Here is a 14172-nt window from a genome sequence, read left to right as displayed (position 1 = left end):
GACCTCACCGCTCCTGCTCGGGCCGGGGACGACCGCCCAACAGGTTCTTCAGCCACAGGTCGCCGAGCGAGTAGCTGTCGAGCCAGGCTGCCAGTGCCTCGGGATCGGGCCGGTGCAGCCTTGTCGAGCCGTCCACACGCTCCGCGACGACGAGTTCGTCGAGCCCGAACTGGTCGACCAGGGTGACGGACTGGGTGGCGGCGAGAATCTGGCTGTGGGCGGAGGCCGACCGGAACAGCTCAGCCAGAACCGTGATCGCGAAGGGGTGCAGACCCAGCTCGGGTTCGTCGAGCACGAGCAGCGCAGGCGGTCGCGGCTGGAGCAGGAGGACAACAAGGCAGATGAAGCGCAGCGTGCCGTCGGACAGTGCGTCGGCTGGGAACACCGTGTCGGACCCGAACTGCTTCCACCGGAGCAGCACGCGTGCCGCCGCGTCCTCGGAGAGGACGAACTCACGGAAGAAGGGCGCGACGGAACGGACCGTACGCACGATCTGCTTGCACTCCGCCGGATGCTCCTCACGCAGGCGCAACAGGAACGCCGCGAGGTTGCGCGCGTCCGGGTGCAGGACCTCCGTGTCGGAGGCGTATCCCGGCTGCTTCACCGGAGCGCCGGGGGTCGTGTCATGGAAGTGGTAGACGCGGCAGCCTCGCAGTATCTCCAGCGTGTGACGGGCCACACCGCCGGCTCCGCGCGGTCCCTCTTCCGCGACCTCGGCGAGTTTCGACTCGCTGTGGCCCCGGCCGATCTCTTGCTTCAGCGGCTGCTCATAACGCGCCTTGTCGTGGAACTCCACCACCTCACGGCCGAAGACCAGTTCCCCCCGATGCGAGGGAACCAACGTCGCCTCATAGGCGTTCACGAGATCGCTGTCGTCGGCCTCCACGCGCAGCCCGATCCCAGCGGATCCCTTGGCCACGTCGTGAAGCATGGCCACCGCTCCGCCACGCAGCCCGACCTCCATACCCAGCTCACCGTCGGCGATGCGCCCGAGCAACTCGACGGCCTCGATGAAGTTGGTCTTGCCCGCGCCGTTGGGGCCGACGAGCACGGTGACCGGGCTCAGGGCCAGCTCGACCTGTGCGATCGACTTGTAGCCGCTGACGGTGATGCGTCGAACCCTGCGTGACATGGTCATCAATGTATCGAGGTATCGGAGTCAGGCACTGGCGCGTGGCGTCGACGCCTGGTGTGGTGGGCGGGCGACGATCACCAGTCGGCCCAGAGCAGTGCCGACCTGATCCACACGGCCGCCTGGTGCGGGGATGCGTGCGTGTCGACACCAAGGACGTGGATGCTCCCGAGTGAGCCCTGCGGTCCACTGACCCGGAGGACTCGGTGGGAGTGCCCACCGGAGCACGGGTGGACGATCACTGCGCGCGGGCCGGTGCTCGGGGTGTAGCCGGCGCTGTAGGTGAGGAGTTGGTGGACGTCGCCGGCGCCGACGCCATAGCGGTCGTAGCGCTTGTACTTGGCGTCCACCGGCAGCAGGGTGCGCGCGGACTGGTCATGACCCGGAAGGCTGAGCAGGACATCCGGCCGGAAGGCCGAGGTACTGCCGAGGTCGCCCCGGACGGTGATACCCGTCGCGCCGCTACTGAGGACGGTGCGCCCGCCGTGTGGGGCGGTGGCCTCGGTGGTCAGGCGCCGGACGACGGCCTCCCAGAGGGCGGGCATGGGCAGCAGGAGGCCGTCCGCCGTCATGCCGTCGTCGGTGAGGAGGCCGGTCACGCCTCCGCCGCGCAGCAGCAGGCGGGCCCAGGTGTGCGCGGTGCGGTAGCGGTTGTTCAGGCGTGTGTACCGGGTGCGGTCCAGGGCGCGGAGCGCCGCGTCGGGGGTGGGAGCCTGGGGGAACGCGTCGGCGATGGCGTGGAGGTCGCGGACCAGGTCTGGATGTGTGGCCAGGGTGCGGGCCACCCGCAGTGCGGTTCCCAGGACGCGGTTGTCCTCGATGTCCGTCTCCCGGTCGAAGGTGCGGACGCGCAGTTGATCGAGTTGCCCGTAACGGCGGGACACCTGGGCCGCGATGTCGAGGCGTCCCCGCAAGACCGGTTCCAGGCTCTGGCGGCGTACGTAGTCCCGGCGCAGCCCCTCCCGCACCAGTTGCTCGCACTGCTCCAGCAGGGCCGCGGCCACGAGGTCGGCGTAGCCTTCCGGGCCGGTGGCCCAGCGCCGTGCCGTCGCCGGGAGCGGTGTCGGCGTGCCGAGGGCGTAGGCGAGCCAGCTCATGAGCTGCTCGCCCGGGATGGCGAACTTGGGCTCGATGACCAGGCGGATGCGGTCGAGCACCAGGATCCCGACGGTCGCGTCGGCCTTGAGCCGCCACCCGGCAGGGGCCTGGTCCAGGCTGAGGCAGCCGCGCGCCTGGAGGGCACGCAGCCGCTCGACGTCCCGAGGCGTGAGCTGGTCAGCCCCCAGCAGTACGGCTCCGTACTCTGCGAGCCGGACTTCGGTGGGGTCAGGCATCGGGGCCCGGCGTGCCGCTGGTGAACTCGGTCGCGAGCGCGGCGGCGAGGTCCGGCGGCGACATCAGCGCGGGACGTCCGGTGTCCGCGTCGACGAGGCCGCCGAGGATGCGGTGCAGCAGGTCGGCGCGGCCGAGGCAGTAGTCCTCCAGGAGTGGGATCACCTCGTGGTGGAAGGCGGCGGCCAGGTCGTCCTCGGTGGCGATCGGCTCGCCGTCGCGCAGCAGGTAGGCGTGCCCTATCTGGTGGTCGGCGTCGAGGTGCCGGGCGATGCGGGTGTTGAGGGACTCGAAGAACTCGGCCAGGTCCAGAGGGCCGACGGTGCCGGAGACGGCATCCGGATCAGGGCCGACCGGGAGGAAGGCGAAGCGGCGGCGTACGGCGGCGTCCAGGTGACTGATGCTGCGGTCCGCCGTGTTCATGGTCCCGATGATCCGCACGTTCGACGGCACGGAGAAGGTGCGCCTGCTGACGGAGAGGGCGAGGGGCAGGCCGCGCTTGTCGAGTTCGAGCAGTGTGACCAACTCGCCGAAGATCCGCGGCAGATCACCCCGGTTGATCTCGTCGATGATCAGCAGGAACGACTCGTCCGGGCGAGCGGCGGCCTGGGCGCACAGGCTGTGGAACACGCCGTCCGTGAGCGCCAGGGTCAGCCCTGGGCCGGTGGCGCTCAGGTCAGGCTTGAAGCCCTCCACGAAGTCCTCGTAGCCGTAGGACGGGTGGAAGGTCACCATGTGGATCCGGCCGTCCCGCAGCATCTCGGCCTGGGCCGCGGCCCGCCGGCCCGGCGTGGAGTTGAGCGCGTCCGCACGACCGGCGAGGGCCAGGGCGGCACCGAGTGCGAGCCTGGTCTTTCCGGTGCCGGGAGGCCCGTGCAGGATCACCTGGCCCTTGCGCTCCAGCGCCTCCAGCACGCCCGCGACATCCTCGGGCAGTGTGACGGGGCCGTCGGTGTACGGCCCCGCGGAGTCCGTGCCCGCGTCGGCGAGACCCGCTGTGATCCGGGCGAAGAGCGTCGGCTGCACCTTGGCAAAGGTGGACCGCCAGCCGTGCTGGGGTTTCGACAGTTTCCGGGCATGGGAGACGTCCCAGGACACCGGGACGATGTGCCGGAACTCGGAGTGGTCGGCCTCGAAGCGATAGTTCCCGCTGACGGTGCCGGTGGCCAGGACCTCGTCCATCCCGCGGTTGGCCACGATCCGGTCCCCCGTCTCCAGGTCTCGGAACGCCAGCAGCCGCCGGGCAAGCGTCAGGCTGCCCCCGCTGCTGCGCGGCCAGTGCGCGTCAAGCGTCTGCTTCAGCTCGGTGTCGCTCTGGTACTGGCCGAGGTCGCCGAGCTCGTCCCACCCGACGCGGATCACCCCACCGTCACGGCACTCGTCCCACAGCCGTCCGCGTTCACCGGGGGCGATCTTCCAGATGGTGCGCTGCTGCGGACGCGGATCGAACCTCTCGTACAGGAAGTGCATGACTTCCTGCCCGCTCCATCCATCGAACTCGGCACGGGATCGTACGAGTTCCAGCAGTCTGCGGTTGCTGTCCCAGGCGGGTGCGTCGCTTTCAGCGGCCCCGTCCAGCAGCGTGACGAACTTGCGCAGGTGCTCGCCGGCGTAGATGGGCAGGAAGTGCTCGGGGAAGTAGGTGGCCAGCGACTTGGTCACCAGGGTCTGCCCGTAGCGCAGCGCCTCCAACTCGTTCACCGCCTCGAAGTCCCCCGCGGCCACGGCCTCGAAGGCCCGCACGAACTGTCCCCGCAGCTCCTCCCACGAGTCCTGCGGCTCCATCCCGCGCAGCGGAGCGGCCACCCGCCACTCGCCGGAGTTGTGGTGGTACATGATGTGCTTCGCCGCGCTGCCGCCCTTGATGCTGCCGAGGTTCGGTGTACCGAACTCCATCAGCCGGCAGTACGTCGGCCCGCTCCCGGACTGCCCCAGGGCATACCCCGACAGCGGCAGTGTCGCCCATTCCTCCAGGGGGAACTGCGCGAGCACCTGTTTGCGTTCGTCCTCGGCGGTCGTCTCGGTCTCCGGCGCGCTACTCCGGTCGAATGCCGCCGCTGCCGCCCGTAGGTCCATTTCGTCCGCCATGAAGGTCATCATGCCGGATCATCGGCATTCTGGGCGCCATACCTGGGCAGTTGAGGGCGAGCTTGAAAGAGGTTCAGGATCGCCGATAGTGCCGGGAAGGGGACGGCTGGGTGGGCCCCCTCCCGCCCAGCCACTACCAGGATTCCAACTCCCGTGTGCCCGGTGCCTCGGCAGGCAGGAGTGCCTCACGGGCACGGGAGTTGAGGGCGGTCAGCCGACCGGTTGCCCGGTTGAGGCAGAAGGCGAACGCCTTGGCCTTGTCAGCGAAGTCCGCCGCCGGGCGGGTGAGGCCGGCGCCCGTGATGACGATCAGGCGCTTGGGCAGGTCCTCGCCGGCTGCCGCGGCCAGGCCGTTCAGCCGCTGTATCTCGGAGGCCGACAGATCCTTGGTGGTGCTGCGCCACTCGATGTGGAACGCGTCGGACTCGATCGGGACGTCGGCCTCGCCCTCCAGCAGATCCGAGAAACCGAAGGTGGTGAGTTGCTGGAGGACCGCTTCCGTGATCTCACGTGGGGTGAGCGGGCCCTGGCGGCGTTCCGGCAGTCCATTCTGTGCGGGCTCGTCCACGAACTCGGTGAAATCCTCCGCCCACTCGGGGAGGTCGCTCTCGACAGGCAGGTCCGCCAAGAGGCTGTCCTGCAAGGCGGATCTCGACTTCCCGGCGGTTGGCGTGCCGTGCCGCGGCGGATCCCAGGGCGGCTCCGTATCCCAGGTTTCCGGCCCTTTGCAGAGCAGGTCGGCGATCTCCGCCACGGAGACGTCCGTGCGTGGCACACCAGGAGTGGGTGAGGGCCGGCGGTCCAGGCACCAGCCGAGCTCGACGCGGCCCCAGCCGCCCCACTCCGGCCTGTGCAGGTCCACGAACCAGCCGAGGGTGGGCTTGAGCGAGACGCGGACGAACGCCTCGGGGAACTCGGCCTCCGTGAACGACTCGTCGCGTTCGCCGACGATGTCGAGCTTCGGCGACAGGCGCGGCCCGTAAGCGAAGTACCGGTTCCCCGCGGCCACGCGCCGCACCCGTACATCCCGCGCGTCGAGGAGGTCGGCCAGTTCGGTCATCTCGGACGGCTCGCTCTCGTGCCAGCACCAGGGGGACGCGACCGGCTCCCCGGTGAGATGGGCCGAGGCGTGGGCGTGTACGGCGTCCACGAGTACCTCGTCGGGGGTGTCCAGCGGCCAGAGGGACGGCTCGCTGTCCAGCACCGGATCCATCACCGCCCAGACGATGGCGTGATCCATACGTACGTGCGCCAGGGCGACCGATCGACCACCGGACAGCGCGACCTTCAGGAGCATCCGTCCCTGCGAGTCGTCGAAATGGACCCGGTCGGCCAGCTCGGGATGACGTTCACGCAGGGCCTGTTCCAGGCTCTGGAAGTGCACGTGCCTGCCGAAGGCGGCGACCATGTCGCCGGGCGGGAAGGGCAAAGGACACACTCCTGTCAGGCCGGGCCGCGCGCTCGACGGGCGGCGGGGTCGTGATCCGTCGTCGGAGCGTAGGCCGACCTGCTTCGCTCACTCAAAGGTTTTGCTGGTGCACAAGGGGAGTTGGCCGTTCGATTGGCTGGATAGCGTCGCTGGTCCAGTTCGTGGCTGAGAGCGGCATCCGGCCATGTGGACCGCGGAGGCAGAGACCGAGGTCGGACCGTGACGAACCGCGGCCAGTGGCTCTGGCAGGAGTTCATGCGGCTCGACCGGGCCGCGGCAGAGGACCTTCTCGGCTGCCCGATCCCGATCGACGAGCGGACCTACGGCATCGGGCTGGCAGACCTCGAACCACTGCTGAGGCAGTTGCGACAGCGCAAGGAGACTGCCGAGCCGCTGGCCGAGGTACCTGTCGTCAATCAACACAAGATCGAATACAACCGTCTCACCGACGATGTGCGAGAGACACTCGTCAAAGCGCTGCGGCACAGCTACCTGGTCGACGAGTACTACGACGGGATCACCCGGGTGGACGAACACGACTTGGTGGCCCGTGGATTCCGGATCTACTTCGACCAGCTGCGGGAGACGGCCTCCGACGCCGAGGAGCTGTGGCTCGGACTGGAGCAGTATGTGGTGGGCAACGCGCGAGTCACCCACCGCGCCACATGGGCGGCAGCCGTTGTCATCGCGCACTTCTTCGAGCGCTGTGACGTCTTCGACGTGCCGCCGTCCGGCTGGGCACCGGCGACCACTGGGGAGGTGTGACGTGCTCACCCCGACGAAGGGAATCGCACCCGACCGCGCGTTGCTGGCCGTCGGTGCGCAGATCCTCCTCGCCCTCGACCAGCCCCTCACCGTCAGCCAGGCCTGGGCGCGTTTCAAGGAGCAGCGCGCGCGGCTCGGCCATCACTCCCCGGTCTCGTTCGAGTGGTTCGTACTCGGTCTGGACATCCTGTACGCGCTCGGCACGGTTGAGCTGCGGCGGGATCTGCTCGTACCGACAAGGAGCGAGGATGCTGCGCCGACTCTCCGCTGACCACGGTTCCTTCCGTACGGTCACGTTCCGTCCGGGAATCAACCTCTTGGTCGCCGACACGACCGAGACCTCACGCGAGACCGACAGCCGCAACGGCACGGGCAAGTCCAGCCTTGTCGAGCTGCTGCACTTCCTCCTCGGCGCCAATGCGGGCAAGAAGAGCCTCACGTCCCGCCGTCCACTCCAGAGCATCACGTTCGCCCTGACCCTGGACTGGCCCGGCAACGGGCAGGTGACCGTGCAGCGCAAGGGCAGCGATCCGGGTTTCGTACGGCTCGATCCCGACATCCGGCACGACTCCGACAGCCTCTTCGACGTCGTAGGCCCGGCAGCGATCCCGACCGCGGAGTGGAATCGGCTCGTCGAGCAGGCTCTCTTCGGCCTGGGCCCGGACCATCCGGGGATCTCCGGGCGGACGATGTTGTCCTTCCTGATCCGGCGCATCGCGGCCAAGGCTTTCAACGACGCGGTCAGAACCTTCCCGCAGCAGTCGGAGGCGGAGGCCACGGCCAACCTCGCCTATTTGCTCGGACTCGACTGGCGGCTCGCCGCCGAATTCCGCGAGCTGGCGGCGCGGGAGTCGACCCGGCGACAGCTGAGGAAAGCCGTGGACGACCCGGTGTGGGGACGCATCGTCGGCAGCGTGGCGGATCTGCGCGGGCAGATCGCTCTGGCCGAGAACGAGGTCAGCCGCCTCAAGGAGCAGATCGGTTCCTTCCGGATCGTACCGGCTTACGAGGAGCTCAAGAACCGGGCGGACGACATCAACCGGCGGATCCGCGCCATCCCCAATGAGGACATCACGGACCGGCGCAATCTGGAGGACCTTCAGAAGTCGGTGTCGGAGGCCGCCGACCCCGACACCACCTACCTGGAGCGGGCCTACCAGGAACTGGGAGTCACGCTCGGTCAGCAGGTGCGGCAACGGTTCGACGACGTACAGGCGTCTCACGCCTCGGTCATCCGCAACCGCCGCCGCTATCTGACGGACGAGATGAACACCATCCAGCAGCGTCTGGAAGCCCGCAGACGCGAACGGGAACAGCTCGGCGAGGAACTGGCTTCCGTACTCAAAGCCCTTGATGAGGGCGGCGCCCTGGAGGCTCTGACCGCCCTTCAGCAGGCGCTGGCCCAGAAGCAGGCGTCCGTCGATGCGCTCAAACACCGGTACGAGGCAGCCCAGGCGCTGGAGAGCAGCGCCCGGCAGATCACGGCGAAACGGGCGGAGCTGCAGGAAGCCATGGCCACCGACCTCGACGAACGGCAGGCCCAGACGCGGGAGGCCATCCTGCTGTTCGCCGAGTACGCCCGCAGACTCTACGGACCCGAGCACGAGGCCTACCTCGCCATTCAGTCAGGGACGAACTCCCTCAAGATCACGCCGTTCATCGACCGGGGCGACAGCCGAGGCATCGGCAACATGGTGATCTTCTGCCTCGACCTCACGGTCGCGGTCATCGCCCGCCGCCATGGACGCGGCCCCGACTTCCTGGTGCACGACAGCCACCTCTTCGACGGCGTCGATGACAGGCAGATCGCCGCCGCGCTCACGTTGGCCGCCGAGGTCGCCGAGGAGGAGGACATGCAGTACATCGTCAGCCTCAACTCCGACGACCTTTCCAAGGCGGTCCAGCGCGGCTTCAGCGTCAAGGACCGTGTCATCGACCCACGGCTGACGGATGCGAGCGAGGAGGGCGGCCTCTTCGGTTTCCGCTTCTGAGTTGGTCCGGCCGGCAGGAAGGAGACCTGCTGGCGTGTGCCATGCTGTGGCGGTTTTCGGAAGGGGAGGGTGAGATGACCGAGAAGCCGCTGACGCACAAGCAGGCGCTCGCCGCGGTGATCCAGGCGCTGGGAGGCACTTGGGACACGGAACGCGCTGTACTGGCCCTGCGAGTTGCTGGGTATCGGCCGGCGGACGACGAAGCCGCGGGCAAGGAGGCCCGCCGCAACCTGCGCGAGCTCGCCCAGGACGGTGTGATCGTGAGGCCGGATCCGGAACAGGCCGTGTACCGGCTCGCGTAGACGTCACCGCGGGCGCCGGCGCTGCCGAGGTTCGGCGGGGTCGAACCGGTGATCCGGTCAACGAGAGGGCGCCGACCGGGCCTGCGTGAGCAGCGCGGGCGGCACCGCGCGGAACGAGCAGGCGGCCACGGGCCGGTCGAACTTCGCCTCGGGCCAGTACCCGTACTGGCCGTCCGCCACTGCCAGGGTCGGGGTGTAGCCCAGGCCGTACAGCGCGTCGGCGGCCTGGGCCATGCGGTGGTGGGGCGACCTCGATCGACTGACGTCGCGGAGCCCAGGCGTACGCACGCGAGCGCGGTCGTGTAGCCGGTGCCGGTACCGATCCCCGCACCGTATGCCCCTCTTGGAGGGCGGCTGCGAGGTGACGTTGGGGTATCAGGTCTCCCGGTGCCCGCTCAGAACAGTGCCAGACCCTCGCCGCTGGTGTCCGCGATGACCGGCCGGGACTGGGCAGGGAGGCCGTCCAGGCGGTCAGGGCCAGCTGCGGCGGCCACGGCAGGGGCCGTCTCGGCCAACCAGACGCGGAACCGGTCGACGGCTTCGCGGTAGGGGACTTGTGCCAGGACACGGTGCTCGCCGGAGGGGCAGCAGTCGACGGCAACCGTGAGCAGGCAGGAACGGGGCGCGTTCTGACTGCCCGTCCAGGACACGCGCAGGATGCCGCAGGGAGTGCGCCCGCGGGGGGCGCGGTGGGTCGGGCGCAGCGACCGGCAGGCTATGTGGGCGGTCCATGCGGCGAGGTGCGGCAGGGGCAGGGTGGTGCGTGCGCGGCAGCCGGGGCAGCGGTGCCAGTGGCGGAGCCAGTCGTCGGTGTCCGTGCGGAAGAGGCGTGTGTAGCGGTTCGCCACGCGGATGTCGTTGGTGTACAGGTGGTCGGGGCGTTCCAGTGTGTTGCAGGACTGGCATACGGGGGCGCGGACGTAGTCGTGTTCGTGGCAGTGGTCGAGAACGGCGGCGGGCACGGTACGGCAGACGGCGCACGCCCACTCGGCCACCCTGCGGGAGGTACCGGGCTTCCTGCTGAGCACCGAGTACAGCTGACCTTCCAGCTCTGCGTTGTACGGGCGCGGTGAGGCGGTGGGGCCCTCGGGGCTCGTCGTCTGCCGACCGTCGGCGTCCCGGGCCTGCCGGGGGTGGGAGGGCGGCTCGGTGACGGTTGCGCCTGCCTGGCGGGTCCGCGCGGCTCGCACCCACTGCGTCTCGGCGTGCTCGGCCGCATCCAGCAGCCTGACCACAGCGCGCGGCAGCCACCACGTCCGCTGCGTCCCCTCGCGGGTCTGCTCCACGAGCATCTGTCGCCAGTCGATCCCCGCCAGATGGTACGGCCGGCCGACCTCACGTCGTGCTGCCCGCTCGGGGCCGCCCAGTTCCCGCAGTTCCCCCGCGATGCGTCGGCGCCAATGCAGCGGCGTTTCCTCGTCGCACTCCCGCCTCGGCGCCCCGCGAAACGGACCGATGCAGACCAGGTCCTGCCGGTCCATCCCCACCGCGTTCAGTTCTGAGGCCGCCCGGCGCACCTCGATCTCCGGAACACTCCACTGACCGCCGCTCGCCCTCACCGTCGCCACCACACGGCCGCCGAGCAGGACGTACCCCACCCGGGCACGAGCAGGAGAGCGGGTGAACGCCCCGAAAGCCGTCGGCACAGCACTGCCGGCCGTCAGATCGACCCACAGGGCGTCCGCGGCGCCCAGGGTGATCAGGCCGTCCGTGCGACCGGGCATGACACGCTCCGACATACCGACAGGCTAACGGCGCCAACGCGCCAACGGATCTCCAAGCGCCTGGGGCAGCCGGGCCGCCGCCCGCAACTCAGACGTCGGAGTTCAGGAGACAACCCGCTCGGCGCGGGGCGGGCCCGTCTCTGTCGGCCTTGGGCACGCGTCCGGCGACCGCGCCAGGTCAGCGGAGGTCGGGTCCGCCCGCCGCGGCTATCTCATCGAGCAGGCTGATCTCCTCGTCGTCGGCGTCCGGGACATCCGAGCCGTCCGGGCTGCTGTCGGGGAAGGAACCGGCTGCCTCGTCGTCGGCGAGATGCGGGTACTTCTCCAGGAGGAACCGCCGCCGGTACGCCATCTCGGCAGCGTCGACGATCCCCTCCAGAGTGGCCCAGTTGAGGGTGCTTCCTACGACTATCCCGAATGCGGGTACGGCCTTGCCGAGCCCCTTCTTGGTGAGGCGGGTACCGAACGTCTTCGCGAACTGTTGGGAGACCTTGGTGACCACCGAGTCGTTCAGGACCTCCCACGTCTTGCCGCGGAAGAGTGCCTGGGTCAGCCGAGAGATGTCGGCCATCGCGGCGTTTTTGGCCGTGGCCGAACTCGCTGTCCCGATGTTGACGACAGACATCACGAAGAGCTTTTCGGCAGGCTCTTCGGGGTCGTAGCCATGGAACAGCGAGACCTGGCCGACGGCGCGGGACGCGAGTCCGAGGACGGCAGCGGTATCGGCGGCGAAAGCGCCCGCGATCGCACCTCCCGAAGGCGCTGCCGCGGCGCCGGCCGAGGCGGCGATGACGAGCTCTCCTCCCGAGATCACAAGTCCCGCACTCGCTCCCGAGAGCGCAGCCGCGGCCGGGTAGTACCAGCTCGCTCCCCGTCCACGGACAGCGTCAATCTGCTGGAGATCGAGGCGGCGCAGGTCAGAGAGCGACGCGACGTCGTGCCCGCGCTTCTGGTGGAGCGCTACCACCCGCTTGGAGGAGAGTCCCGCTCGCGAGACTCGTCCCACCGTCCGGCGTATGGACTGCACAGCAGTGCCGCTCCAGTCCGGCAGGGCGTCGGCGGCCCCGCGCGCCCCGGCGCCGACCTTCTGAGCGCCTTTGGCGACGAATTCCTGCCCACGTGAAACCGCCGATTGGGCCCGCGGGTGCTTCTCCAGTTGCTTCGCGGCACGCTTGCCGAGCCCCGTGACGCCGTTGGCCACATGCTCACCGGCGTTACTCATCGCTCGTGACAGTGGGCGGCCCTTGAACTGCTGGATGGCACGCCATTTCTCAAGCTCGTAGTCCGAGGGAAGCCGATCCGGCTGCTGTGGGTACTGCGGGTCGCTCATGGTCCGTGGCGCTCCTGTCTCTGGGGCGAGCTGTCCGGCGGGGGGACGGGGGCCGGGTGAGGGACGAGGTGGAGGTCAGAGGCCTCGGTTGTCCGCCCCGGCCGTCGTGTCCTCTGCCACTGCGCCCCTGTCGTCGCCGTATGCCGCGTCCGTGGGGCGTGCCATCGCGCCCCCTCACGTTCGTTCGCCTGCCGGGACCGTAGCGCGTCGACGGTGACCATGAGGAGTGAACGGGTGACTCGCGGCGGTCAGTTGGGCGGGGAGTGCCCGTCAGCTGGTCTGGTGACTCACCTCCGCCCAGACGGTCTTGCCGCCTGGCGGACGCGGTTCGGCGCCCTAGCGGTCGGCCAGGGCGCCGACCATGAGCAGACCGCGGCTCGCCTCGCCGTCCGTCGTCGAGTCGGCCGGTACGACGGGGAGTTGCCCGCCCTTGGCGTCGGTGACCGCGATACGGAGAACGCCGGTCGTGGTGTCGAAGGTGAGGGCGAGCCGGAAGTCGCGGCCCTGGACGCGACCGTGCAGGGCCGCGTTGACGGCGAGTTCGGCGACGATCTGCTCGGCTCGCTCGGTCACGTCGGGTGACAGGCTCCAGGCGCAGAGCTGGGTGGTGGCCAGGAGGCGGGCGAGGCGGGCTCCTCGACGGGTGGAGGACAGGAGCTGGGCGAACGTGGCCACGGTGCCCGGTGGTTGGGGAAAGGTTGCGCTCATGAGGCCACCGTGGCGGGCGCGTGGGGGCGCGTTCCAGGAGTGACGCCCGTACGGTGCGTCAGCGTACGGACACATTCTGTGGCCGGTACGCGGCGTCTTCCGCCACGCTGGGTGCCGTCGGGCGTGGGGGCGACGGACAGTGCGTGTCGCGTGTACGGAACGGGAGGTGACCGCGTATGACGGGCGGCATCGACATCATGACCGACGGCGGCGATGGGGAGCCGGCCGACGGCGAGCCGGATCGCGAGCCCGCCCCTTCGGACAGCCTGCGGACCTGGGGTGCCGTCCAGCAGGCGCTGCGCGAGCACGCGGGGTACAGCAGGGCCGAGTTCGCGGGCCTGGTGCGCTTCTCCGAGCACACCGTGGAGTCGGTGGAGCTGGGTCGGAGGATGCCCGACGAGTCGTACGTGGTGCGGCCGGAGGAACTCCTCGGGAACACCGGGGCGTTGCGGAAGTCGTCGAAGTACGTGACGCGGGGGCGGGGGGATGTGGGACTCGCGGCCTGGTTCCGGGAGTGGGCCCGGCTGGAGCGGGTGGCGGTGAGTCTGTGTACGTATGAGTGCAGGCTGGTGCCGGGGTTGTTGCAGTCGGAGGGGTATGCGCGGGCGGTGTTCGACAACAGCATTCCCCTGCTGTCGGACCAGGACTTGGAGGACCAGCTCGTCGCGCGGCTCGATCGGCAGAAGCTGCTGCGCGCGCGGCACAACGTCCCCTTCAGCTTCATCGTCGAGGAGCATGTGCTTCGGCGTCGGCTCGGCGGGGTGGAGGTGATGCGGGGCTTGTACGACCACGTTCTGGGAACTGACCGCGCCTCGGAATGGGACGTTGCAGATCATGCCGGTGGACACGGAGTTCCATGCATGTCTGGATGGCCCGGTGCGGCTTCTGGAGACTCCGAAACGGCAGCGGCTCGGGTACTCCGAAGGGCAGCAGAACGGGCGCGTGATCTCCGACCCGAAAGAGGCGAGCCTCCTCTACCAGCGCTATGACACACTGCGCTCGCAGGCCCTGAAACCCAAAGACTCACGGGGTCTGCTGGAGCGACTGCGAGGAGAGCTATGAGCACATCGGAACTCGCCTGGTTCAAGTCCAGCTATAGCGGCACCCAGGGCGACGACTGCGTTGAGGTCGCCATCGCCGAACAGGCCGTCTGCGTACGGGACTCCAAGGATGTGGCACGGCCTCACTTCGCGGTCGGGCGTGAGGAGTGGACGCGGTTCGTGGGGTTCGTGGCGGAGGCCTGACCGGTGCGCGCGGTGGTGCGCTCAGAAGATCTTGCAGAGCGTCATCGCGCGCATGTCGACCTCGCTCGGCGATCCGAGGATGGAAGTGCGGCCCACGTAGATGGTGTCCCAGTTCGAGGTTCCGACC

The 14172-nt window shown here is 69.3% G+C and carries 12 protein-coding genes and 2 pseudogenes; 6 read left to right on the top strand and 8 right to left on the bottom strand.

The window, feature by feature from the left end; translation table 11 throughout:
* Positions 1-4: 4 nt before the first annotated feature.
* The 4 genes from GFH49_RS25760 to GFH49_RS40400 form a co-directional block, all read right to left on the bottom strand.
* Positions 5-1132, bottom strand: a complete 1128-nt coding sequence (locus tag GFH49_RS25760) for an AAA family ATPase (protein ID WP_196218128.1) — start codon at positions 1130-1132, stop codon at positions 5-7.
* Between the two features lie 77 nt (positions 1133-1209).
* A complete protein-coding gene (locus GFH49_RS25755; RefSeq protein ID WP_155058473.1) occupies positions 1210-2466 on the bottom strand; it encodes an McrC family protein in 1257 nt (418 codons plus the stop codon).
* Positions 2459-4552, bottom strand: a complete 2094-nt coding sequence (locus tag GFH49_RS25750) for a DUF8426 domain-containing protein (protein ID WP_155058472.1) — start codon at positions 4550-4552, stop codon at positions 2459-2461. Before GFH49_RS25750 ends, GFH49_RS25755 begins: the two co-directional genes overlap by 8 nt.
* A gap of 133 nt (positions 4553-4685) precedes the next feature.
* Positions 4686-5981: a hypothetical protein gene (locus GFH49_RS40400; protein WP_408055954.1), complete on the bottom strand. Its 1296-nt coding sequence runs from the start codon at positions 5979-5981 to the stop codon at positions 4686-4688.
* A 219-nt stretch (positions 5982-6200) separates the two neighbouring features.
* On the opposite strand from GFH49_RS40400, the gene GFH49_RS25740 reads away from it, so the two are divergent.
* The 4 genes from GFH49_RS25740 (at position 6201) to GFH49_RS25725 (ending at position 9039) form a co-directional block, all read left to right on the top strand.
* Positions 6201-6746: an ABC-three component system protein gene (locus tag GFH49_RS25740; RefSeq protein WP_155058471.1), complete on the top strand. Its 546-nt coding sequence runs from the start codon at positions 6201-6203 to the stop codon at positions 6744-6746.
* Position 6747: 1 nt separating this feature from the next.
* Positions 6748-7017, top strand: a complete 270-nt coding sequence (locus GFH49_RS25735; protein WP_155058470.1) for an ABC-three component system middle component 6 — start codon at positions 6748-6750, stop codon at positions 7015-7017.
* Positions 6995-8737, top strand: a complete 1743-nt coding sequence (locus tag GFH49_RS25730) for an ABC-three component system protein (protein ID WP_155058469.1) — start codon at positions 6995-6997, stop codon at positions 8735-8737. Before GFH49_RS25735 ends, GFH49_RS25730 begins: the two co-directional genes overlap by 23 nt.
* Positions 8738-8811: 74 nt before the next feature.
* Positions 8812-9039, top strand: coding sequence for a hypothetical protein (locus GFH49_RS25725; protein ID WP_196218127.1), 228 nt, complete (start codon positions 8812-8814; stop codon positions 9037-9039).
* Positions 9040-9114: 75 nt separating this feature from the next.
* On the opposite strand, the pseudogene GFH49_RS41610 reads toward GFH49_RS25725, so the two are convergent.
* The 4 genes and pseudogenes from GFH49_RS41610 to GFH49_RS25705 form a co-directional block, all read right to left on the bottom strand.
* Positions 9115-9394 (bottom strand): annotated as a pseudogene (locus GFH49_RS41610) (ATP-grasp peptide maturase system methyltransferase); the annotation flags it as partial.
* A gap of 40 nt (positions 9395-9434) precedes the next feature.
* Positions 9435-10778 carry an endonuclease domain-containing protein gene (locus GFH49_RS25715; RefSeq protein ID WP_155058467.1) on the bottom strand — a complete coding sequence of 448 codons (1344 nt, stop codon included), beginning with the start codon at positions 10776-10778 and terminating at the stop codon, positions 9435-9437.
* Between the two features lie 163 nt (positions 10779-10941).
* Entirely contained in the window at positions 10942-12093 is a 1152-nt protein-coding gene (locus GFH49_RS25710; protein WP_155058466.1) for an EcsC family protein, read from the bottom strand.
* Between the two features lie 336 nt (positions 12094-12429).
* A complete protein-coding gene (locus GFH49_RS25705; RefSeq protein ID WP_155058465.1) occupies positions 12430-12801 on the bottom strand; it encodes an ATP-binding protein in 372 nt (123 codons plus the stop codon).
* Between the two features lie 197 nt (positions 12802-12998).
* Between GFH49_RS25705 and GFH49_RS25700 the strand changes: the two are divergent.
* Together GFH49_RS25700 and GFH49_RS25695 are read left to right on the top strand one after the other, a co-directional pair.
* Positions 12999-13863: pseudogene (locus GFH49_RS25700) on the top strand (helix-turn-helix domain-containing protein).
* On the top strand, positions 13860-14045 hold the full coding sequence (locus tag GFH49_RS25695; protein WP_155058464.1) for a DUF397 domain-containing protein: 186 nt from the start codon (positions 13860-13862) through the stop codon (positions 14043-14045). Before GFH49_RS25700 ends, GFH49_RS25695 begins: the two are co-directional and overlap by 4 nt.
* Positions 14046-14172: the final 127 nt, after the last annotated feature.

Source organism: Streptomyces blattellae, assembly GCF_009709555.1.
GTDB classification, from domain to species: Bacteria; Actinomycetota; Actinomycetes; order Streptomycetales; family Streptomycetaceae; genus Streptomyces; species Streptomyces blattellae.
The sequence above is the reverse complement of the archived record's forward strand: the minus strand, read 5'-3'. Positions and strand labels throughout refer to the sequence as shown.